Consider the following 20,687-nt stretch of genomic DNA (forward strand, 5'->3'; position numbering starts at 1 on the left):
TTGGACTCCCCGCACCGGCAAAAAGTCATCATTGTTTTTGTTCTGACAATTCAGAGGATTTTTCATCTGCTAACCTTGCAAATCAGCGCCCCCAAGCGTTCAATCCTGACCCGCGCGTGGCCCAGATTCCTCCCGAAACCAAAGAGCTCATTCTTGCCCAGACCGACATCGTCGATCTGATCAACGGCTATGTTCCGTTGCGCCGTGCAGGTTCGGTCTTCAAAGCCAACTGCCCTTTTCATACCGAAAAGACCCCGTCCTTCAACGTCAACCCCGCCATGCAGCGTTACAAGTGCTTCGGCTGCGGCGAGGGTGGTGACGCCATCTCATTCTTGATGAAGTTCAAGAACATGCCCTTCCCCGACGCCTTGCGGGAATTGGCGACCAAGGCTGGCGTGACCATCATCGAGGAAGTCGAGGATCCCGAAGCCATCCGCGCCAGACAAATCCGCTCCAGACTGTTAGAGCTGCAGAACAAGGCGACCCGCTACATGCACGAACTCTTGCTCAGCCATCCCGACGCCGAACACGCTCGTGCGTATCTAAAAGGACGAGGTTATGGTAAAGAAATGGCTGAAAAATGGGAAGTTGGTTGGATGCCAGGCAACCCGCGTATGTTTTTGAACTGGGCCAAAGACGCGGGTTTTAGTGGACGCGAACTTTGCGGCACCGGCATGGCTTCGCAAAAAGACGAAGGGAATCCACGCGCGGGACTTTATGTGAGATTTCGCGACCGCTTGATGTTTCCGATTAAGAACGACTACGGAGACATTATCGGCTTTTCGGGTCGACAGCTGGTCGAGGACAAAAAGTCGGGCAAGTATGTCAATTCGCCGGAAACCGCTTTGTTTAAAAAGTCCCGTGTTTTCTTTGGCCTCGACAAGGCGCGTCGAGCAATAGGAAGAGAAAAGTTTGCTCTGATTACCGAGGGGCAAATTGATGTGATAGCCTGTCACGAGGCAGGGCTTGAGAACACGATAGGCACCATGGGCACCGCTACAACGCCGGACCATGCTCGCATGCTCAAACGCTACACCGAATCGGTCGTAGCTTGTTTCGACTCTGATTCCGCTGGTCACAAAGCCATTGCCAAGATCTTCAGCGAATGTGCCGCTCTTGGCCTAGAGGTTCGGGTCGCCACCCTGCCCGAGGGACAAGATCCCGACTCCCTCATCAAGTCGCAGGGCGTCGAGGCCTTCCGCGCCCTACTAGACAAAGCGAGTGGCTTCTTCGACTACCAGATCGACCATGCCATCCTCACCAGCGACCTTTCCCAACCGGTCAAAAAGGCCAACCTCGCTCGCGACCTGGCCGTCTATCTCAAGAAGGTTGCCGAACCCGTCACCCGCGACTCCCTGATGGCCCACTGCGCCACCCGCCTGGGTCTGGGACTGCCTGAATTCCGCGAAACCCTGAACCGCACCAAGGAAGAGCGCAGCTACGCGCCGAAAGACGATGGCGAACAGCAACGGGTCGAACCACGGGTCTACAACGACTCCGTGCTCCTCCTCTGCCTGCTGGCTCTCCAATCCATGGAGGTGCAGGACTGGCTTTGCGAGCAAACGGAAAGCCTCATCGAAACCCTGGCCAACCTGCCGGGCCAAGACACTTTGGTGCGCATTCTGGGACAACGCCCCGATCCCGCGCAACCTGCCTCGATCAATCGCTTTCTCGGCGAGTGCGAGCCGGCAGACAGCCTGACCCTGGCCTCCGCACTGGAGAAACCCGCTCCGCCCAATCCACTGGAACATGCCATCCGGGAACTTAACCTCTTGTCACGCAAGTCATTGGAAAAACGACGAAGCGAAATTTCCTCCCAATTGCGCGATTCCAGCCTCGATTCAGCGCAAATTTTAGCCCTCATGACGGAGGCCAATGAAATCAGCAAGACACTACGAGACAGCAATAATCCTTGACGAAGATCATACCTTTCTCCAAGAGTCTCGCCTTCGCGGGCTCCAGAGCTTGCTATAATAGGTGAATTGTAGCCATTCGCGAACGACTCACCCTTACTTCTCATCCTCCCAATATCATCATGGCGAAAAAAAAGGTAGCTGCAAAAAAGACTCCCACTCCTACGGCTAAAAAGAAGACAGCTTCCAAAAAAACGAGCGCGACGAAGCCTGCAGCAAAAAAAACCGCCGCCAAGAAGCCTGCCGCTAAGAAAACGACTGCCGCAGACAAAAAAGCCGCTCCAAAGAAGGCGGCCAAGAAAGCAGCGGCTCCAGCCAAGGAAGAAGCCAACGCTGCCAAGACGGAGGAAGCTCCAACCGGAAAGAGCCGGCTCGACTCCCCTGAGATTCAAGAAGTCATTCGCGAACTGATCAAGCTCGCCAAGGAGCAGGGCTACCTGACCCACGATGACGTCAACGACCTCCTGCCCAAGGACATGGTCGAGCCCTCCGACATCGAGGGAATCTACGAACGTCTCCGCAGCATGGAGTTCGACATCATCGACGCCTCCGATGTGGACCGCTTTAAAGATAAGAAGAGCGATGATGCCGCCAGTTCCGACGATGGAAAGACCGAGAAGCTCGATATCCTCGATGACCCCGTCCGCATGTATCTCAAGCAGATGGGCCAGGTTCCCCTGCTGACCCGTGAGCAAGAGGTGGAAATCTCCAAGCGCATCGAAGATGCCGAAATCAATGTTCAGAAGTATCTCCATCGCTTCGGCTACGTGGCCCAGTGCTATCTGGAACTCGCGCAAAAGCTGGAGCGCGGCAAAGAGCGCTTCGACCGGGTGATTCTCGACAAAAAGATCGAGAGCCGCGAGCGCTACATGAAGGTTCTGCCCAAGCTCTGCCTCTCCGTCCAGCAACTCCACGAGGAAACCTCAACGATCTGGCGCAAACTTTCCGCCAAGAATCCCCGCGGCAAGAAAAAGCTGGAGGACCAGTTCGCCAAGAATCTCACCAACCTCGCCCGCCAGTACGGACGCTACTACTACAAGCAGAAGGTCGTGGAGGACTTCTGCGACCAGGTGGACGACTACGAGACCAAGTTCTGGCGCTACACCCGCAAGGTCGAAGCCGGAGGCAAGGATGCCGATGAATTCGAGACCAAATTGCGCGAGATTCAACAGGAGACCTGGTGCACCAGCGAATCCTTCGAGCAAAACAAAAGCGACCTCCGCCACTGGATGCGCGAAGCCCACAAGGCCAAGACCGAAATGGTCGAAGCCAACCTGCGTCTCGTGATTTCCATCGCGAAGAAATACACCAACCGCGGCCTTTCATTCCTGGACCTCATTCAGGAAGGCAACATGGGCCTCATGAAGGCGGTGGAAAAGTTCGAGTATCGTCGCGGTTACAAATTCTCAACCTACGCCACTTGGTGGATTCGTCAGGCCATCACCCGTTCCATTGCGGACCAGGCCCGGACAATCCGGATCCCGGTCCATATGATCGAGACCATCAACAAGCTGATGCGCGTGCAGAAGCAGTTGGTTCAGGAGTATGGTCGTGAGCCATCCCCCGACGAAATCGCGGAGGAGATTCACTTGCCCGTCGAGCGGGTGCGCGCCGTCCTCAAGATGGCCCAGCAGCCGATTTCGCTGCAGGCTCCCGTTGGCGATTCCGACGACACCTCCTTCGGAGACTTCATTGAGGATAAAGCCGCGGACAACCCGATGGAAGAAGCGGGCTTTGCGATGTTGAAGGACAAAATCATCGAAGTCCTCGACTCCCTCACCGAACGTGAGCGCGAAGTTCTCGAACAACGCTTTGGACTCAAGGACGGCTACAGCCGCACCCTCGAAGAAGTCGGCCGTCAGTTCCAAGTAACCCGCGAACGAATTCGCCAGATCGAAGCCAAGGCCCTTCGTAAGATGCGCCACCCAACCCGGATCCGGAAGTTGGAAGGCTTCATCGAGTTGCCAACCGACTAGTCGCCTCTCACGAACCCAATTTTCAGGCCCGAACTGCAGCTCCTGCGGTTCGGGCTTTTGTTTGCCTGGTAGGATCGCGCCTAGAAATTTTTCCGACCTTCAAAAGCTCTCGTCAAGGTCAGGTCATCAGCAAATTCCAGCCCACCCCCTGCCGGAAGCCCTTGCGCAAGACGGGTCACTTGACAGTTCTTTCCCCGAAGGACATCAGCAAGATAACTCGCCGTCGCTTCGCCTTCCACATCAGCACCCACCGCGAGGACGACCTCGACCGGCTCCGCACTGGCGGACACTCGTCTTACGAGTTCTCCAATTCGCAAATCCTCGGGAGTGACGTTGTCCAGCGGAGAAAGCTTTCCGCCCAAGCAATGGTAGCGTCCATTGAAGGCTCCGGAACGCTCGATTGGCAGCACCTCCGCCGGTTGCTCCACCACACAGAGCCGGGCGTCGTCCCGGCGCGTGTCATCACAAACCGAGCACCCTGTCGAGGTCGCGAAAAACCCGCACAAGGGGCAACTCCGCACCTCGGTCTTGGCGGTGTGAAGGGCAGCGGCAAGCTCCAGCGGATTGGCCCGCTCGTTCTGCAACAACCATATCGCGATCCGCTCCGCACTGCGTGGTCCCACTCCCGGCAAACGCTTCAGCTCACCGATCAATTCGCCCACGACACCCGGATAGTCCACTCTCGCCATTTCGGCAGTCTAGCGCATCCCCGCTTCGGTGCGAAAAAAACCTTCGTCAGAATCTCGATTATCGCCGCCGTCGCCAAAGCCCCACCGCAGCGATTGAACAAAGAATTCCGCTCGCAGGTTCAGGAATGGCAGGAGGACTATAACCCAGCGCAAAGAAGACATCATCCCCGGCCGCCCCAGCCGCAAAACCAGAGGGCATCTCGATGGTAACCTGCGAGCCCGAACCGCCGAAGTCTTTCAGATTGAAAAAGGCAACCCCGGACTCGCCATCATTGCCGCTGCCGGGTTGCAATTGGCCGTTCGTTGCATTCCACTCCATCGCTCCCGTAAGCGCGCCCGCGCCACCGTTCCAGCCCTGCATCCCCTGATACTCCAAGGGAACGTTTCTCGCTCCATCATTGGCGAGAATTCCCAAGGGACCGTGCTGGAAGCTGTCATCCCGGTAGAGACTTCCCACCGCAAGCCACCAATCCCCGGGTTGACTGAGATCCAGCGTGATCGTCCACGAGGGTACCGAACCAATGGGAGCCACCCGCACTAAAAATCCGTCGACTGCACGGTCTCCCACCGTATTGGTCGGCACCAAGTCCCCGTCTTCCCATTGGACTCCGTCGAGGCGATTCGCGGTGCCAACTTCCAACGGGAATCCTGCCAAGACCGCCAATGAAACTTCAGCAAGAACTGAGTCCGAATCGTCCAAGAGGAAGAAGTCACCATTTGTGACCCCGGAAGGAGTCAACCAGTCAACGGGCTCCGCCTGCGCCTGCACGCAGGGCAAGGCGGCAATGGAAACCTTTACCAAAAGAAACACCTGAATCGATTTCATAGGATTACTCTAACTGTTCGGCTCATTCAGCAGCGGCCTCAGTCGCATTCAGTCGGAAGAAGTACTTTTCGGGCAACTCGGCGGGATCGAATTCAAATATGGTAAAGTCCATTGACTCGGTCTCCGGGCGGCCGTCATCGTCGCCGAAGAGGTCGATGCTCGCATTCCAATCGAAACTCGGAATCTCTTCCCAGCCTCCTCCAATGTCCGAACTTCGCTGTGGTGCAAATTCCACATAGTCTTCGGATCCTTTGCGGCGATGCATGGTGATCTGCACCAGACGGAAAGACCCTTGCTCCGACAATTCTATCGCGATAGGTGGTTCATCATCGGTCAATGGATTGGTGAGCATGGCCATCTCGTAGACGTTTGCTCTTTGGTCACCATCAGGATCCGCATCAGGTCCCAGATCTCCCAATGAAACGTCGGAGGGCAATTCTTCCCCGAAGGCTTCGGTGACCCAAGACCAGTAGAGATCGTCTTCCGCCACCTGAATGACCAATTGTCCCGTGGTAGTGAGGCCGTTGGCTGTCGCGGTGAGAGGAATCTGATAGCTTGCTGCTGCTACTCCGGAAGTATCCCAAGCAACCCGACCAACTCCTCCTCCCAAATCAGAGAATGACGAACCGGGCGCACCCGAGACATTCGCCCCGAGCACAATCGGATCTCCATCCGGATCAACGGCGACCACATCAAAGCTGTAGCTGCGGCCCTCCAGCCAGAGAAGCACCGGGATAGGTGCAAAGGCAGGAGGAAGGTCCTCTTCCACATCGACAACCGTCACAGAGAAGCTGGATTGAGCCATCAGATTCGGGCTCCCATTATCCGTAGCCATGACGGTGATGATGTGACTCTTTCCTGCTTGTTCATTAGTAGGCATCCAAGTGACCACCCCCGTCGCAGAGTCTATCGCCGCACCTGTCGGCGCGTTGCTTCCCAGCGAGTAGGTCAACTGCTGAATGGGCACGTCACCATCCGAAGCATCCATATCAACGATGAGCACTCCTCCGGCTGAAAGCGTCCGGGGACTGACCGAATTCAAGGTCGGAGCACTGTTGGTATCCTGCACCGTAATGGTAAATTCCTCATTGGCTACACCGGCTGGTTCGGCGGCATCCTGAGCTACCACGACAACTGTAATTGTGCTTCCTCCAGAAGTTTCTCCCGTCACCCAACGCATCTCGCCAGTAATGGGATTGATGGTCAGACCTGTCGCCGTCGTTCCCACTGAGAACCTCAGATCGCCATTGTTCCCATCCGGGTCATTGGCATAGGCCTGCAGGATAAAGGTCTGCCCTTCTTGGATACTCTGATCGGCGATTGGCGATATCGTTGGCGGCAGATTCTCATCCACCACGGTCGTTGTCGCCTCCGCGACAGGAGATTTGACCTCGTTGTTGCCGGCATGGTCGATGGCTACGGAATAGAATGAGTAGGTCTCCCCTACCGTGCCGGGATAGACCGCTCCAGCCTCAGGCGTGTTGTCTTTCCACAACGACCAAGCACTACCATTGGCTGAGACATAGACATCGTAGAGAGCCACTCCCACGTTGTCACTCCCGCTCCAGAAGACTGGGATATCTGCCGGGCTGTTAGCCGGCAGCGCCGCCATCGAACTGGTGGGAGGCACAGAGTCCGCTTCGGGATTCACCTCATAGGTCAGCGTGTAGGTCCCCGGGCTGTCACAATCCACCAGGTGGAGGATGTTCTCGTAGATGGGTCGTCGTCCTTGACCAATAAAGGTACGGTCCGTGCTCCAGGCGTTGGAATCCAACTGCAAGATCTCACCATCTGAACGCGCCACACTGACCAAATTGAAATCCCCATCGCCGGGATCAGGAATCCGAATGTAGTTCCAGCCACTAAAGGCCCCCGTATTGAGCGTGACTGAGAAGTTTCCGCTACCAAGAGTCCCGGTCACAGAACCACTTTCTTGCACTGTCACCAACTCAATCTCCCCATCTTGGAAGTGGATCGTGTCCGGGTAATCGTTCACATCCACCACATCATTCACGAGAAAGGCGGTCGAGCCATCCTTGGCGTCGATCACCCGAATCATCTCGTGAATTTCCACATTCTGCAGTAGCGAGATCCGGGAATCTCCCAGGCCTGTCACGTGCTCGAAGGTTGCATCGTAATCGATAAAGAGGCCTTGCAACGTCGAGGTCATGAACCACGTGGCAATCGCATTTTCCTGCGGACCAAGATCTCCGAAGTCCGCTGTTAGAGATGGGGTCACGGATTCGCCATCGACTTGTGTCGCGATAATCTTGAAGTCGACAAAGAGACCTTTCTCGTTTTCCACAATCTCGGGTTGGCCGGAAATAATCTTTAAGTCGCGAGCGGTTCCATAGCCGCTGTTTTCTACCAACACTGCCAACTTGTAAGGAACAGAAGGCTCAATCGCATCGGTGTAAGGATCGTCGGCATAGACATCGCGCTGATGGAAATACTTCAGCGAAAGCGCCGCATCGGGACGAACCGTGATGGGCACATTCTCGACCGGTATGGTGAACTCGAGACCGTCCTGCTCAAAGGTGATCACTCCACCAACCGTATACTGCTTCTCCTCAGTCAATGCAGCGGTGTCCCGTGGAATCAGCGTCCATTGCACTGTCCCAGAGCTACTCTCGTCAATTGTTCCTGAACCCTCGATGCTATCAAGACCATCCAACCGACTCACCTGAATATTGAACAGGTCCTCCGAAGGCTCACCCAACAAGTCACGAATCTGAAGGTCAAAGCCGACATCGGTAACGTTGGCATCGTCTCGCTCGTTCTCCAATACCAAGGTCGCCTCGAAGGCTGTGCGGGTCAGCATGAGGTCTTGAGAGATCTCGATTTTCACCCGTGCGCAAGCCCCGCCTTGTCCATCGGCGAGGGCCTCTTGAACTTCCTGCACTCCCTTGATTGATTGCTCAAGGGGATCCAGGAACCCTTCCTCGCGACTCTCATCCACCGCCTCAATGAAGTTACCAACGGCCTCCTTCAATTGGCTGTCGTAGATGAAGTCCACGCTATCACCCTCCGGCACATCTTCTGGTTCAAAGATATCGAGTAGGGAGTATTCCCAGGTTCGGTTCCATCTTGCCACGATTGCCGCGAATTCGGGGGCATAGGAATCAAACGGCTCAGCCAAGGTCGCCAACTCGGCAGCCTCGGCAGCAGAGATAAACACTTCGTCCGGTGAGTCATTCTGAATGGCTTGGACAAAGCGGGCATGCCAGGCGATTCCCTCATCATAGGTCATCAGGAAAACCCTTTCCCGCGAGCCGAAGATAACAGCCGGAACATCAAAGTAGGTTTCGAGACGAGAGAATCCCGGAGTGGCTTCCAAGGCAAACTGCCTCTGCTCGACACTTAGATATTCATACCAAGGAACTCCAATGACAACGGCAGCACCCGACTTGTCGCCTTTCCGCTCTTTGAAAGAGGCCAACTTCGCGGAACCTCCTCCGAAGGGACCTCCCGGGCCCCCTCCGCCTCCAGCACCTCCGCCGCCGCCTCCTCCAGCATCGGCCGCACACCTCCGCATCGCCTCAAGGCAAGCAATTGTCGCCGTGGCGGGAGTCGGGTCAAAGAATCCGGCAGCAGCGAGAGCGCAATCCCCTGCCGCTCGCGCGCCTCCTTCACCAGTCATGATTGCCGTGCCGGTATTATACCCGCAGTTCCAGGCACTGTAGAGGTCTCCGATGATTGGAATGTAGCCAATTACGCAATCGAGCGCAGCCTTCTGCACACAAGGGTCGCAAGCGTCCAGGGAGGAGAAGGAAGACGACGAGCCACTCGCTCCGCCGCCACCTCCACCGCCGCCACCTCCGCTGCCGAAGTAGCCACCGTGGAAGCCAAGGTAGCCTCCACCGCCACCTCCTCCGCCGCCGCCACAATTTCCAACAACTCCACTGAACCCAATTCCGGAAGACTTGCCGACATCATTGGGACCGCAGGGGTAGGACCATACCAACTTGCCTCCCGCACCACACGGCACGCTGGCGGCCTTCTCTCCTTTTTTGAGCTTTCTAACAGACTTTAGCCCACCCTCATCCAAGGTGACGACATTGCCTTCTTCGTCAAAGATGCCAATGCGCGTGATGCTCACTGGCACCACAAGCGAACTCTTCGCGGGAATGGTTCCCACGTTTTGAATCAGCGGAGTGAAGCGATAGAAGGGATGGCTTGAGAATTCGAATTCACTATTCTGTGCGTCGATGAAGCCTTGGTTGGTGATTGTCACATTGACCACCTTACCCTGCCCCAGCGCTCGAAGATCTTCCACATCGATGCTGGCAGGTGAGAGAGTGACCACCGGCGCGGGAACATTGGTTTCGAAAGTGGTCTCCACAGTAATGCGGTAGGTATCTTCGATCTCCACCTCCTCTACCGTCCAAGTGTAGGTAACCAGTTGCTTGGAGATGAAGGCCAACTCGGTGGTTAGCACCCCGGCATTAACGAAAATATTATTCGAATAGCGCTCATGCTGCGGCGCGGTGACTTCCACCCGATACCATCCCTCCATCAAGTCAGGGAAGCTTGCCACACCGTCCAGTCCTGTGGTCACCGTAGCGATTTGCTGGGAGGAGATGGCATCGCGCACAACCACTGTGGCACCCTCAAGAGCCGGAGCTTCCTCGGTAAAGTAGTAAAGTTCGTCCACCACTTTGATGTCGAGATCTCCCATCAAATCGGAGACCACCCGGAAGCGATAGTTGATATTGCGAGACCCTCCATTGGCCGCATTCAGCGCCAGATTGCCCGTGAAAAGAGTCAAGTCCACCGTGGCATCGGGTGCCAGTTGAAGAGAGACCGTAGTGCTCTCTCCGGGGTCCAGCGAGGCGATCGGATTACTGGATGACAGCGACATCCAGGGAACATCTGGCAGAAGCACCTGAATCGGTCCGGTGGCAAGACCTCCTGTATTGGTGACTTGGAAGCTCGCAGACTTCGAAGTCCCCCGTAGCACCGAACAATCCAAACTGGACGGGTCCAGAGTGAGCACGGGAACCAGCCGATCCGCTCGAACCGAGATTCCCCGCGCTCGCAAAACTCCTTCCGCAGTATTGACTTCAAGTCCAAACAACCCGGTGCCCGAAAAACCTGCCGCTGCAGAAACGGAGATTGGCACTACCATTTCTCCTCCGGCAGGAATCATAGTGCCAGGAGCCATCGGGCTGATGGTCAGCCCTGAAGGAAGGTCGCTAACGACCGACAAATCCACCCCCGTTAAATCCTGACTGTTAGGATTGGATAGAGTGGTTTGCACCACGACCGTTTCCCCTTCATTCAGTCGGACTGCTGGAGGTTGGCTGAATCCAATCGTCAGAATCTCAAAAGCATCTTGCACCGGAGCGCTCGAAGTTCCGGGGTGAGTCGCTCCAATCGTATACGAACCACCTTCATTCGGCAGCGGAGTCCAAGTAGTGGTGAAGTCGCCGTTCGAGTCCGTGAAGGCCGAGATGACCCGTTCGGTCTCACCCATCCTGATGTGAATATTCACCATTGAGAAGGACGCGTCCAATCCCTCCGGAGTAGTAGCCGATCCTGTGAACTCGATTGGGGTATTAGCCGGAATAGTCGTTTCTTCAGCTTGAACCACGACGTTATAGGCAGGAATCACCTCTAACGGAATCGCCCTCACCGCCGTATTGTTCGTCTCGAGAACCTCCTCCACGGTATTCGCGGGATCGACCGTCACAATGAGATAGTATTCTCCAACCTCTCGCGGAACGAAGATGGAAACATTTCGACTATAGCTCCCATTGGCCAAGACATCGCCGGTCTGTTCAATTTGCCGGAGAATCACATCATCTTCACTCGGCGAAGGATCGGTGGAAAGATACACCCGCTCAAGGAAGATGTTTTCGATTGAGTCTTCCAAGCCCAGATTCCGAACTCGATAGCCGACCGAAATCGTGCTCTCGGACTTCGCGGTGAGAGGGGCGCTCAGCTGGTCGGGAGCAAAGTCCGGAAGAGCCTCGTCCGTCACCGAGAACCTTGCCAAGCCATCAGTGTAGCCCGGTGCCGAAGCCCTCAGAATGACCGTTCGGGTTCCCGACGACACACTATTTAGAGCAGTCACAGATACCGGAACTTCAGATACCCCCGCAGGGAAAGTCACGCTGCTGGGAGCCGAAATTTCACCCATGGGCGTCTGGGTCAAATCCACAGTCAGGGCATCAACAGGTTCAAGCCCGCCTCGCCTGAGGGTAAAGCTATGAATACTTCCCTCATTCAATAGGGAGGCATCTGGCAACAGCGTCAACGATGGCCCCTCGTTATCGCGCACTTCCAATGTCGAGATGGAAGAAGTTGATACCACTTGGGAGCCCGCCTCAACCCGAGCTTGCAGGTCCAAGAACTGGTTCCCATCGGCCAGACTATTGTCGATGATCGACACCACAAAACCGATCTCCAATTGACCAGCCGGGATAGTCACAAACGAGGGCACGGTCGCTTGGTCAGGGGCTGTGTTTGAAAGGTAGACGCGCTGTGACAAACTACTCGCATCAGCCCGGCGCACCCGTGCTGTAACGGCTCCGAAATCCTCGGAAACACTTGTTTCATCAACTTCCAGAGTCAGCACCGGGGTGTCATCGTCCAACAAAAACAGGTTACTAGTCGCATCCCTGTGATTGAGTGCGGTTGCGTTCACTGTCACCGTACTCGGTGCCTCTACCCGCGAATCCTGAATTGCTGTTAGAATAAAATCCGCGCTAGTGCTACCCGCTGGAATCAGAATTGGCTGCAGGGTTTCCACTTCTCCCGCCCGATTGGTGCCCACCACCACGGAGACGTCTTCGGCCACGGCTGAGGGGATGGAAACCTGTCCTTGCAGGGGAGCCCCTTCCGCCAAGGTGTCGCTCGGGAAGGCCAAGGTGAGTTGAGGAAACTCTCTGACCCGAGTCACAGATACCGCGTTGGAATTAGGACTGCTACCCGCTCGATTCACGGCCGTCGCGACGAAGGAGCTCAATCCAACTGGAAGGCTGGCGGTATAGTTCAGGAATCCTCCCGAATTTGCATAGCCAGAGAAAATCAAAGTCCCATCCCGACGGATTCTCACATTCGCCGAAGGAACAGTCGTGATTTGCAAGGTGACAGTGGGCTCCTCCACTTCCACCCCAGTGCCCGGCTGGGAAATAACAGGTGCGGGCAAGGTTGCCAAATTGACTGAAATCTCGATTTGTTCTTCAGAGAAAGTGCCTGCAGTGTCGAAAACCCGCGCTATCAAATTGTAGGAACCGTCAGGAACACTGCCGACATTCCAGTTAGCTAACAATCCATTACCCTCAAAAGTATCACGACCGATGAGAACCTGATTCTGGGCACCGACAGGTTGATAGTAGAACTCGGCAGAGGCAACCCCCTGATTATCTGTAGCAGTCACGCTCAGCTGCCCAGACTCGGTCAAGACCTCACCTCCCAACAGCGGACTTCCATTCCAACTGAAAGAAGTAATTGTCGGAGGCTGGGCGTCGATATCGTAGGCTGCGCTGGCAACTCCGGAAGGATTGAATCCCGCCTTGTAACCGCGCGCCCGCACGGTTGCATCCGCTGGCACCGTGAAAGAACCGGTATAGACAGGAGACCCTTGGTCAGGAATGCTCCCATCGGTGGTCACGTAAAGAGTTGCTCCATCCGTGCTGGTCTCGATGCTCACCTCAACCGCTGACGTGTAGGTCCCTCCCGCAGGAGAAATCACTGGAGTGGAAACGGTTTGACTAAACTCCGCATCGCTAAAGAGCTGACTCTGGGGCACTGCTGCAAAGGGTTCGCTAAACGACTCCCACCGGAAGCTGATGACCGCGCTGCTCACCTCCTCGACATACTCTAGCTGGATGTCATAGAGCACCCCCGCCTCCAACGTCACTGGAGCCGCAAACCGTTCCACCAGACTGCTCGAATCCAGCTCATCGATCAGCACCTCCGAAGGCTCGAAGGTTCCATTTCGGTCCAGATCGATCATCAGGCGGGATCCATCATCACGAGTAGAGAAAATGTATTCTTCTGAGAAACGAGGAAGGATTTGCCCTGTCCATCGCACCGAGAAGTAGTCCGGTCCGATAGCCGGGTCAGGACTTCCCCCACCCCAATTGAAATCCACGTTGGGATCCAAGCGAGTCAAGGATGCCCCCGTGAAATCCTCATTGTCATAATAGGTTCCCAATAGTCCGTCGCCCCCTCCCGGAGGATCGCCAATGAGATAAGTCGCTTCCGAAAGATTACTGGGATTGAAGCCGTCCAAGAACGCGCGCGCACGAACTCGGGCGGAAGCGGTTAGAACGATGGAAGCTTCATACAAGGTCGAGCTCTCATCCGGCACCGAGCCATCCAAGGTATAGTAGATAGCAGCCCCCGGACTCGCGCTCTGCAACTCGACAGTGACTCCACCCGGGTGGAGTCCTCCCCCACTTGGCGAAAAGCCAACCACTCCGGTTGCCGAACTCGCTATTCCATAGGTTGCCCGTATCTCGTCCTCAAAGACCTCCCGGTCAAAATCGTTGAGCGTCCCTTTGAAGAGAATCACTTCACTCATCGCCCCCGAGAAGTAAGCATCATTCGACCAATTGCTCCGCCCCACATAGTTGAGATGGCGAATCACATTGAATGGCAGATCGACATTGCCTTCTACCTCCAGATTCCCGTTTCGATAGATTCGGGTTCGCCCATCCGGCTCCTGCACTACGGTCAGGATTTGGTCGGTGAGTGAACGCAGGGAATCGGTAGAGGAGATCCCCGAAGATGATCCACCACGCCGAAGACCGAAGTGAAAATTCGTTGAGGTGGCTTCGCGAGCAAAGAAAATATTGTCGTTGTTGGTTCCTTGGCCGAAATCGATCAATCGCTCCCAGGAAGATAGAGACTCATCTGGCGAAGTGACGAAAATGGCGGTGAGACCATTTTCAAAGTCTTCAAATCCCGGCCTAACAGACAAATAGTCATCGACTCCATCGAAGAGCACCCCTCCCGAGTTCCCAATAGCCGTCGCGCTAAAGGTCGGAGCACTGCTGGAAGCAGCCACTACGGCATCTGCTCCCTGACCAGATAGATCGCGCCAGGTGGTCACCTCCGAACCATCGACTTCAACCCCGTAAGTTCCGCTCAACCACAGAGTCAGATTGTCCCTCGACGGAGGAACAGGCGCCGCTCCATCGATGAAAAAGACCCCGGTGGTAACTGGGCTGGCCAGGTATCCGGAAAGGAACGAACGAGCTTTGACGGTGGTATTGGCTGACACCGTAAAGCTACCGGCATATAGCGTCGAGCTCTCTGTCGGTTCGCTCCCATCCAAGGTGTAGCGAATCTCCGCCCCCGGCACCTGTCCCTCCAGCGTGATCGTTTGACTGGTAGCAAAAAGGCCTCCACGAGGAGTCATCCCCGGTTCCGGAAGCGCTTCGGGCGTCAGACCGTGCTTGTCGGAAAGAGCCTTGGCAACCGCCTGGCGTTCACCCGGCGTTAGGACCCGATCATAGATGATCAACTCAGCGAGGTCGGCATTGACCGGTTGATTGTAGACACCCTCTCCGCCCCCCAATGCGATCCGTCCCAAGTTCCCGACATACGATGGGTTCTGCGTGGAATCTCTCCCGGCAAAGAAGTATCGACTGCCACCCTCCCCTTGTTCGCCAATCACGAGAACAGGCTGGTCAGACGGCAGCGGAGTTTGCGAAATCCATCCGTCAGCGTAGAAGCCCTGTGTCCCCGAGTGCGGCCCCAACAACCAGTTGTTCCCGCTGGCGCTTTGCAACAATCGGCCATACGAGCCTCCCAGATGCTCCAACACCATGAAGACTGTCGAAGGTCTTTCCACGAGGTAATCGACTGGACCTAAAAGACCATCATTGACCCCGTCAAATCTGACGGCATTGGTCGGCGGCTGAGCTGCGGTGAGATTGGGGATCCGAAAGCGGCAATTCGCCGTCATAAGGTAGCGGTCATCATTGACCGCGGTCCCCGGGTAAAGCGTCGCTTCATTTTGCGAATAGCGACTGCGATTAAGGTATGTGATCCCAAAGTTGACCGGCTGATTGTTCAGATCTTGGCTGAGGTAAATGTCATCGCCAGTATAGCCAGTTGCATACAAGGCATAGGTTCCCGGCTGAAGTAAAATGGGGCTCGGCAAAGGAAGAAGCCGAATGCCTTCCTCCAAGACTCCGGGATTCGCATCCGTAAAGGTCAACTCTGCGAGGAGAGCCCCAGCAGTATCATCGGATCGGTCTGCGGATGTGTTGCCACTTGTCCCACCGTCATCCATCTCAATCAACTTGACTGTGATCGACCCCTTGATGCCATCACCATAGGCATCCAATGCACCTAAATGAGTCACCTCCAAAGAACGGTCCACTTGGAAGTCGCTTCCTATAAACCCGCTGTAACCTCCGGTCAGGCTCGATGACGTATAAGGTGCCAGCAGGCGGCTCTTGCCTTCTCCCCCAAAGGCATCTTCTACCAATGCCGGGGCACGTTCTTCCGATACTTGATAAACGTCCCTCCCGTGCCCAGAGAGATCCCGCCAGCGTTCGACCCTGCCGGATGTACCCAATTCAACTCCCACATCTCCTGTGATCCAGAAGGCAGGATCTGACACGGGAAGCGGGTGCTCGTTTTCGTCCCCATAGAACGTTTCGGCGACCGGACTGGCCTCCAGCCCCGGACCGAATGCTTTGGCCTTCACAAGCGTTCCTCGCGGGACGGAGAATGGCCCCGCATAGAGGGCCGACCCTGCAGTGGGCTCGCTGCCATCCAAAGTATAGCGAATCTCCACGCCTGGTGTCACAGACGAGATACTGACCTCCACCGAATTCGACCCGTAGCTGGCGAAAGGTCCGATCTCGGGAGTTTCTGCCCGCGCGGGATAGACTCCGCTGCGAGCGGCGAGGTAATTGGACACGAGACTGATCTCGCTTTCATCAAGCGCCCGGTCGTAAACCACCACTTCGGAAATCCGGACTGCGATCGGATCGAATGAAACCCCATTTTCTCCTCCCCCCAGAAGCAAACGCCCTGGCGAGGCCGACGAGAGAAACGGATTAACGGTCACATTGTTTCCATTTCTCCAGGCCGTCGTTTGATCCGTGTCATTGACCATTGCGGCCAGCATCGGCGTTCTCAACTCGAAGCTTTCCTCCCGCACCCATCCTCCGGCGTAAAAGCCGCGACGATCAATCGACCAGTTGCTCCCGGAGGAATTCTGCAGCACATCGCCATTGTCTTCGCGGTCTACCTCAAAGGTCACAAAGACCGTGGAGGGCCGGCCAAAGTCCATTGCCTCCACCCCATGCAAGGCATCATCGACCCCATCAAATACGACAGCAGGAACAGATGCTGAACCACCCTCTGGAGCGACCCTGAAGTTAGCGACCCCATTGTAGTCCAACGGTCCACTGCCATCGACAATCGTCGGGAACGCTCCTGCCGTGCCGTTGTAGACGCAGGTCGGAAAAGAAAATCTATCGTCGGAGATCGTGTTGGATCCCTGGCTCTCGCGATAACGATCTCCCCCTGTGTAACCCCAGGCAAAGACAGTGTATTCCCCAGGACCGAGAGTCACAGGACTCGGAAGAGGCTTGAACCGTTGCTGGGTGCCCACCAGCTCGCCGGGAGAAGCTTGCGTGAAGGTTTCGGATGCAAGCAGAACTCCTCCGGAATCATCGCCCCGGGCAGCCGTTCCATTGTCGTCGCGAGTCCACACTTCCACTGTGATGGTTCCACTAAAGCCGTCACCCAGGTGGTCGAACGCTCCCAAGTGAGTGAGCTCGATCTCGCTATGGACGGTGAGGTCATTACCCAGACTTCCGGAGTAGTTTCGAGTTCCAATATCATCCGTGATTCGAATCGCTCCCCGGCTCGTATCGTTGATGCCATCGCTCACAAGGGTGGGACGCAGGGAGGAAATGCTCTGCAAAACATCGTTCCCGTTCCCGGTCAAATCGCTCCAGGATGAGACCCGTCCTTCTCCATCTACAGTCAACCCGCAATCGGCGCGCAACCACATCGTCGCATCGGCAACGGGCAACTCAATCCCACCAGAATCACCATAAAACTCATCTCTAACAGAACCACCCAGTCCAGCCAAGTAAGCACGAGCGCGAACCTTGGTCCCGCGTGCAACCGCAAGCGCCCCAGTGTAGAGAGGACTGGCCTCGCTCGGCTCGCTCCCATCCAGCGTATACCGAATTTCCGCACCCACAGCAGACTCGAGCGTCACGGACACTGCGCCCGTTCCAAAATCTCCTTCCGGCGAAAATGCCACTTCCGGAGCACTCCGCGGCTCACCGAGATAGCGACTCTCCAACCAATTTTCCACCGAGAGCATTTCACTTTCATTCAGGACGCGGTCAAAGGAGAGCACCTCCGCAATCTCAACCCACAACGGGCTGTAAGAATTTCCAACTCCTCCTCCCAAAGTCAGCCGGTTGGGCGAACCCACTCTTGTTTCATGCTCGGTCCAATCCTCCCCGTTCATGAAAAAGCGGCTTCCTGCCCCTTCCATTGTCATTCCGGCGATGGCAACCTCGGCTCGGGGAATGGTGCGATTGTTGACCCAGTTGGTATTGTAGAAGCCATCGTTGCGGAGCATCCACCAGTTGGCGTCGCCCGGGCTGCTTTGCATCACATAACCACCGCTTGTCCCCTTCCGCTCAAAAACGACAAAGACCGTAGCAGGCCGATCAATTTCAGAGCCAGGCACCGCCCACAGACCATCATTCACACCGTCGAAACTGACCGTGGGCAAGGAGGACACCGTTCCACTGGTCCGATTGAATACGAAGTTCGCCGAACCCTCATACTTCACCTCGTCACTATCCAAATTAGTCGGCCAAGCCCCCAGGGTGGAGATATAGCGCGAGCGATTGACAAACTCGATACCTTGCCCACTTAACCACGAACCACTGGTAGAGTTCTTGTAAAGATTGGTTCCCGAAAAGCCCCACCCTAACAGAGTGTAACTGCCAGGCGTTAGAATCAGAGGAGAAGGCAGGGTCTTACTCCTCAAGCTATCCGCCCCCAAGGTCCCCGGCTCCGCGGGAGTAAACTCAACTTCAACCAGGGAAGTTCCCGCAAGATCGTCCTCCGGGGTCCGTGGTGTTCCGCTCTCGTTGCGCTCCCAGATGGCGACCGTGACCGCAGTTGCAAATCCGTCCCCCAAATGATCGAATGCCTGCAATTCTGTAATTTCAATTTCTTCCGTGACAATGAAATCCATCCCGAGAGTTCCATTGTGGGCGTAGACGCCTGCATTCGTATTTGTTGAGGTCTGAATGGCGGTTCCCCCGCCTACACTCAGTCCTATGGGTTCAAGCGCAGGCCGCTGATAGCCGGTGCCTTGTTCAAAGTCTCTTCCGTTCCCGCTGAGATCCTGCCACTGCATCACGCGGCCCTCGGAATCGAGCTCGACCCCCCGATCAGCGCGCAGCCACAGATTGGCACCGCCCACGGGCACCTCGCTGGCACTACTATCTTCATAGTAGCGAGCGGCAACCCCACTCTCGGGATTACTGGCAAGAAAGGCCTTAGCCCGCACTTCCGTTCCACGGGCCACACTGATAGCCGCAGAATAGAGCGGGGAAGCAGTATCGGGCTCACTTCCATCCAGAGTATAGCGAATCGCAGCTCCCGGCGTGGCGCAGGAAATCGTTACTGATACCGGCGAGCTACCAAGAGCCGCACTTGGCGAAATTACCGGAGTATCGACCGGCAAAGCATCAAACCCATAGCGCTCGGCCAAGTAATTGTTAACCACCCACCGCTCGCTGTCGGTCAATTCTTTCTCATAGGCCAGGATTTCCGCAATCCTCGCCGCAACCGGTGAGGTGGAGCGGCCTACTCCTCCGCCGATTGCCAAGCGACCGGGATTTGCAGCGTTGAAGTTCCCGAAGTGCGTCCAGTCCTCCCCGTTCACCCTCACTCGGGTACCTGCGGCTTGGTTTTCCATTTCCACGAACCAGGGTTCGCGCCAGTCCCGTTCCTGATTCCGGACAACACCATTGCAGTAAGCCAAGTTCTGGCTCAGATACCAATGGGGACCGCCGGAACTATTCTGCATGATGAATCCGCCATCATTCCAGTCTCTCTCATAGACAATAAAAATACTTCCCGGCCGGGAAAGAGAGAGAGTTTCGGGAGCTTGCAAGCCATCATTGCTGCCATCGAACCGGACCGCCGCCCGTTCGAACAGAGTCTCACCAGATATCGTGAAGCGGAAGTTTGCGGCGCTCGCATAACGATCATCATATGACGAAAAACTTGTCCCCCAGGCCCCGGGAGAACCTGCTGGGGAGTAACGCCCTTTCCCGACTCTCCGCACCGCACGAACGGCACTACCGGAATCATTGGAAGCAACATGGTAGCTCTGGCTGCCATATCCCCAGGCTCCGATGTAGTAGCTTCCGGGGGCCAGGGTCACGGGAGCAGCCAGGCTCTTCCAACGCTGGTTCCCCTCCAGATCGCCGGGTTCAGCGACAGTAAATTCCAGCTGAGTCAAAATCGCTCCTTCACCGTCATCCGTGGTGATCTCAGGAGTTCCGTTCTCAAGCCGCTGCCAAATGGCCACCGTAATTGATTCAGAAAGCCCGTCTCGATTGTTGTCGAAGACCCCCAATTCGGTCACTTGGATCTCCTCATCAACAACAAAATCCGTTCCGACGGTCCCCGTGTAGCTACTGTTGCCATTTGCGTTCAGCGCGATTCGCGAAAGCTGTCCTCCACCGGAGGTGAAAGCATTGGTAACGATGGCTGGTCGCTTGGATTCATCGCTTTGTTCGAAGTGATTGCCATTGCCGGACTGATCTTCCCAACGCTCAATCAGACCCGCACCATCAGTAATGATTCCCATATCTCCTCTCAACCAAACAGCCGGATCCGAGATAGGGGGAGACTGAGCAAACATTTGAGCCGTGGACAAGAGGATCCATGCGACAAACCCAGTTGAGAGTTTTCGAAATTTCATAGCGTTGTGTTCCGTAGAATTCGCTACCAAATATCCAAATTCCCCACAATTCTCCTTCAGTCACAGAGAACTCCTCAATCTTCTAATCTACCTAAAGAGAGTCCTTTACGACTTCAGCAAACTTTGCGAAGCAGCCGGAAAAAAGTCTTACTAATCTTGAATAATTCCCTAACAGTGTGGAGATTGGCTATTTTGGAGCCGAAGCCCTGTTTCACCGAACAGACCTTGTTTTCCAGTTTCGAAAAACGCCAGAAATCGCCCGTTTAGAGAATTTCTTCTATTTTTTCCGTTTTCAGCACTTTAAAAAAGCGCGTTTTTACCGAAAAACAGCCATTT

The 20,687-nt window shown here is 55.6% G+C and carries 5 protein-coding genes; 2 read left to right on the forward strand and 3 right to left on the reverse strand.

Features of this window, described 5'->3' with window-relative positions; genetic code table 11:
• The first annotated feature begins 116 nt into the window (after positions 1-116).
• Positions 117-1,916, forward strand: coding sequence for a DNA primase (dnaG, locus tag IE099_RS14255; RefSeq protein ID WP_189571033.1), 1,800 nt, complete (start codon positions 117-119; stop codon positions 1,914-1,916).
• Between the two features lie 119 nt (positions 1,917-2,035).
• Complete coding sequence (rpoD, locus tag IE099_RS21050) at positions 2,036-3,889, forward strand: RNA polymerase sigma factor RpoD (protein WP_189571036.1); 1,854 nt, start codon at positions 2,036-2,038, stop codon at positions 3,887-3,889.
• Positions 3,890-3,969: 80 nt separating this feature from the next.
• Here rpoD and recR read toward each other — a convergent pair whose 3' ends face one another.
• Genes recR through IE099_RS21020 form a run of 3 tightly spaced genes read right to left on the reverse strand, consistent with a single transcriptional unit; the run spans position 3,970 to position 20,351 of the window.
• Entirely contained in the window at positions 3,970-4,578 is a 609-nt protein-coding gene (gene recR, locus IE099_RS14265; protein ID WP_189571039.1) for a recombination mediator RecR, read from the reverse strand.
• Between the two features lie 58 nt (positions 4,579-4,636).
• A complete protein-coding gene (locus IE099_RS14270; protein WP_189571042.1) occupies positions 4,637-5,404 on the reverse strand; it encodes a hypothetical protein in 768 nt (255 codons plus the stop codon).
• Between the two features lie 22 nt (positions 5,405-5,426).
• A complete protein-coding gene (locus tag IE099_RS21020; protein ID WP_189571044.1) occupies positions 5,427-20,351 on the reverse strand; it encodes a chitobiase/beta-hexosaminidase C-terminal domain-containing protein in 14,925 nt (4,974 codons plus the stop codon).
• Positions 20,352-20,687 lie beyond the last annotated feature (336 nt).

It is taken from the genome of Roseibacillus persicicus (assembly GCF_014651675.1).
GTDB classification, from domain to species: Bacteria; Verrucomicrobiota; Verrucomicrobiia; order Verrucomicrobiales; family Akkermansiaceae; genus Roseibacillus; species Roseibacillus persicicus.

What these genes read in the sequence shown, in the direction of transcription:
- rpoD (WP_189571036.1), top strand. Translation starts at nt 2,036, where the DNA reads ATGGCGAAAAAAAAGGTAGCTGCAAAAAAGACTCCCACTCCTACGGCT.
- recR (WP_189571039.1), bottom strand. Translation starts at nt 4,578, where the DNA reads ATGGCGAGAGTGGACTATCCGGGTGTCGTGGGCGAATTGATCGGTGAG.
- IE099_RS14270 (WP_189571042.1), bottom strand. Translation starts at nt 5,404, where the DNA reads ATGAAATCGATTCAGGTGTTTCTTTTGGTAAAGGTTTCCATTGCCGCC.
- IE099_RS21020 (WP_189571044.1), bottom strand. Translation starts at nt 20,351, where the DNA reads ATGAAATTTCGAAAACTCTCAACTGGGTTTGTCGCATGGATCCTCTTG.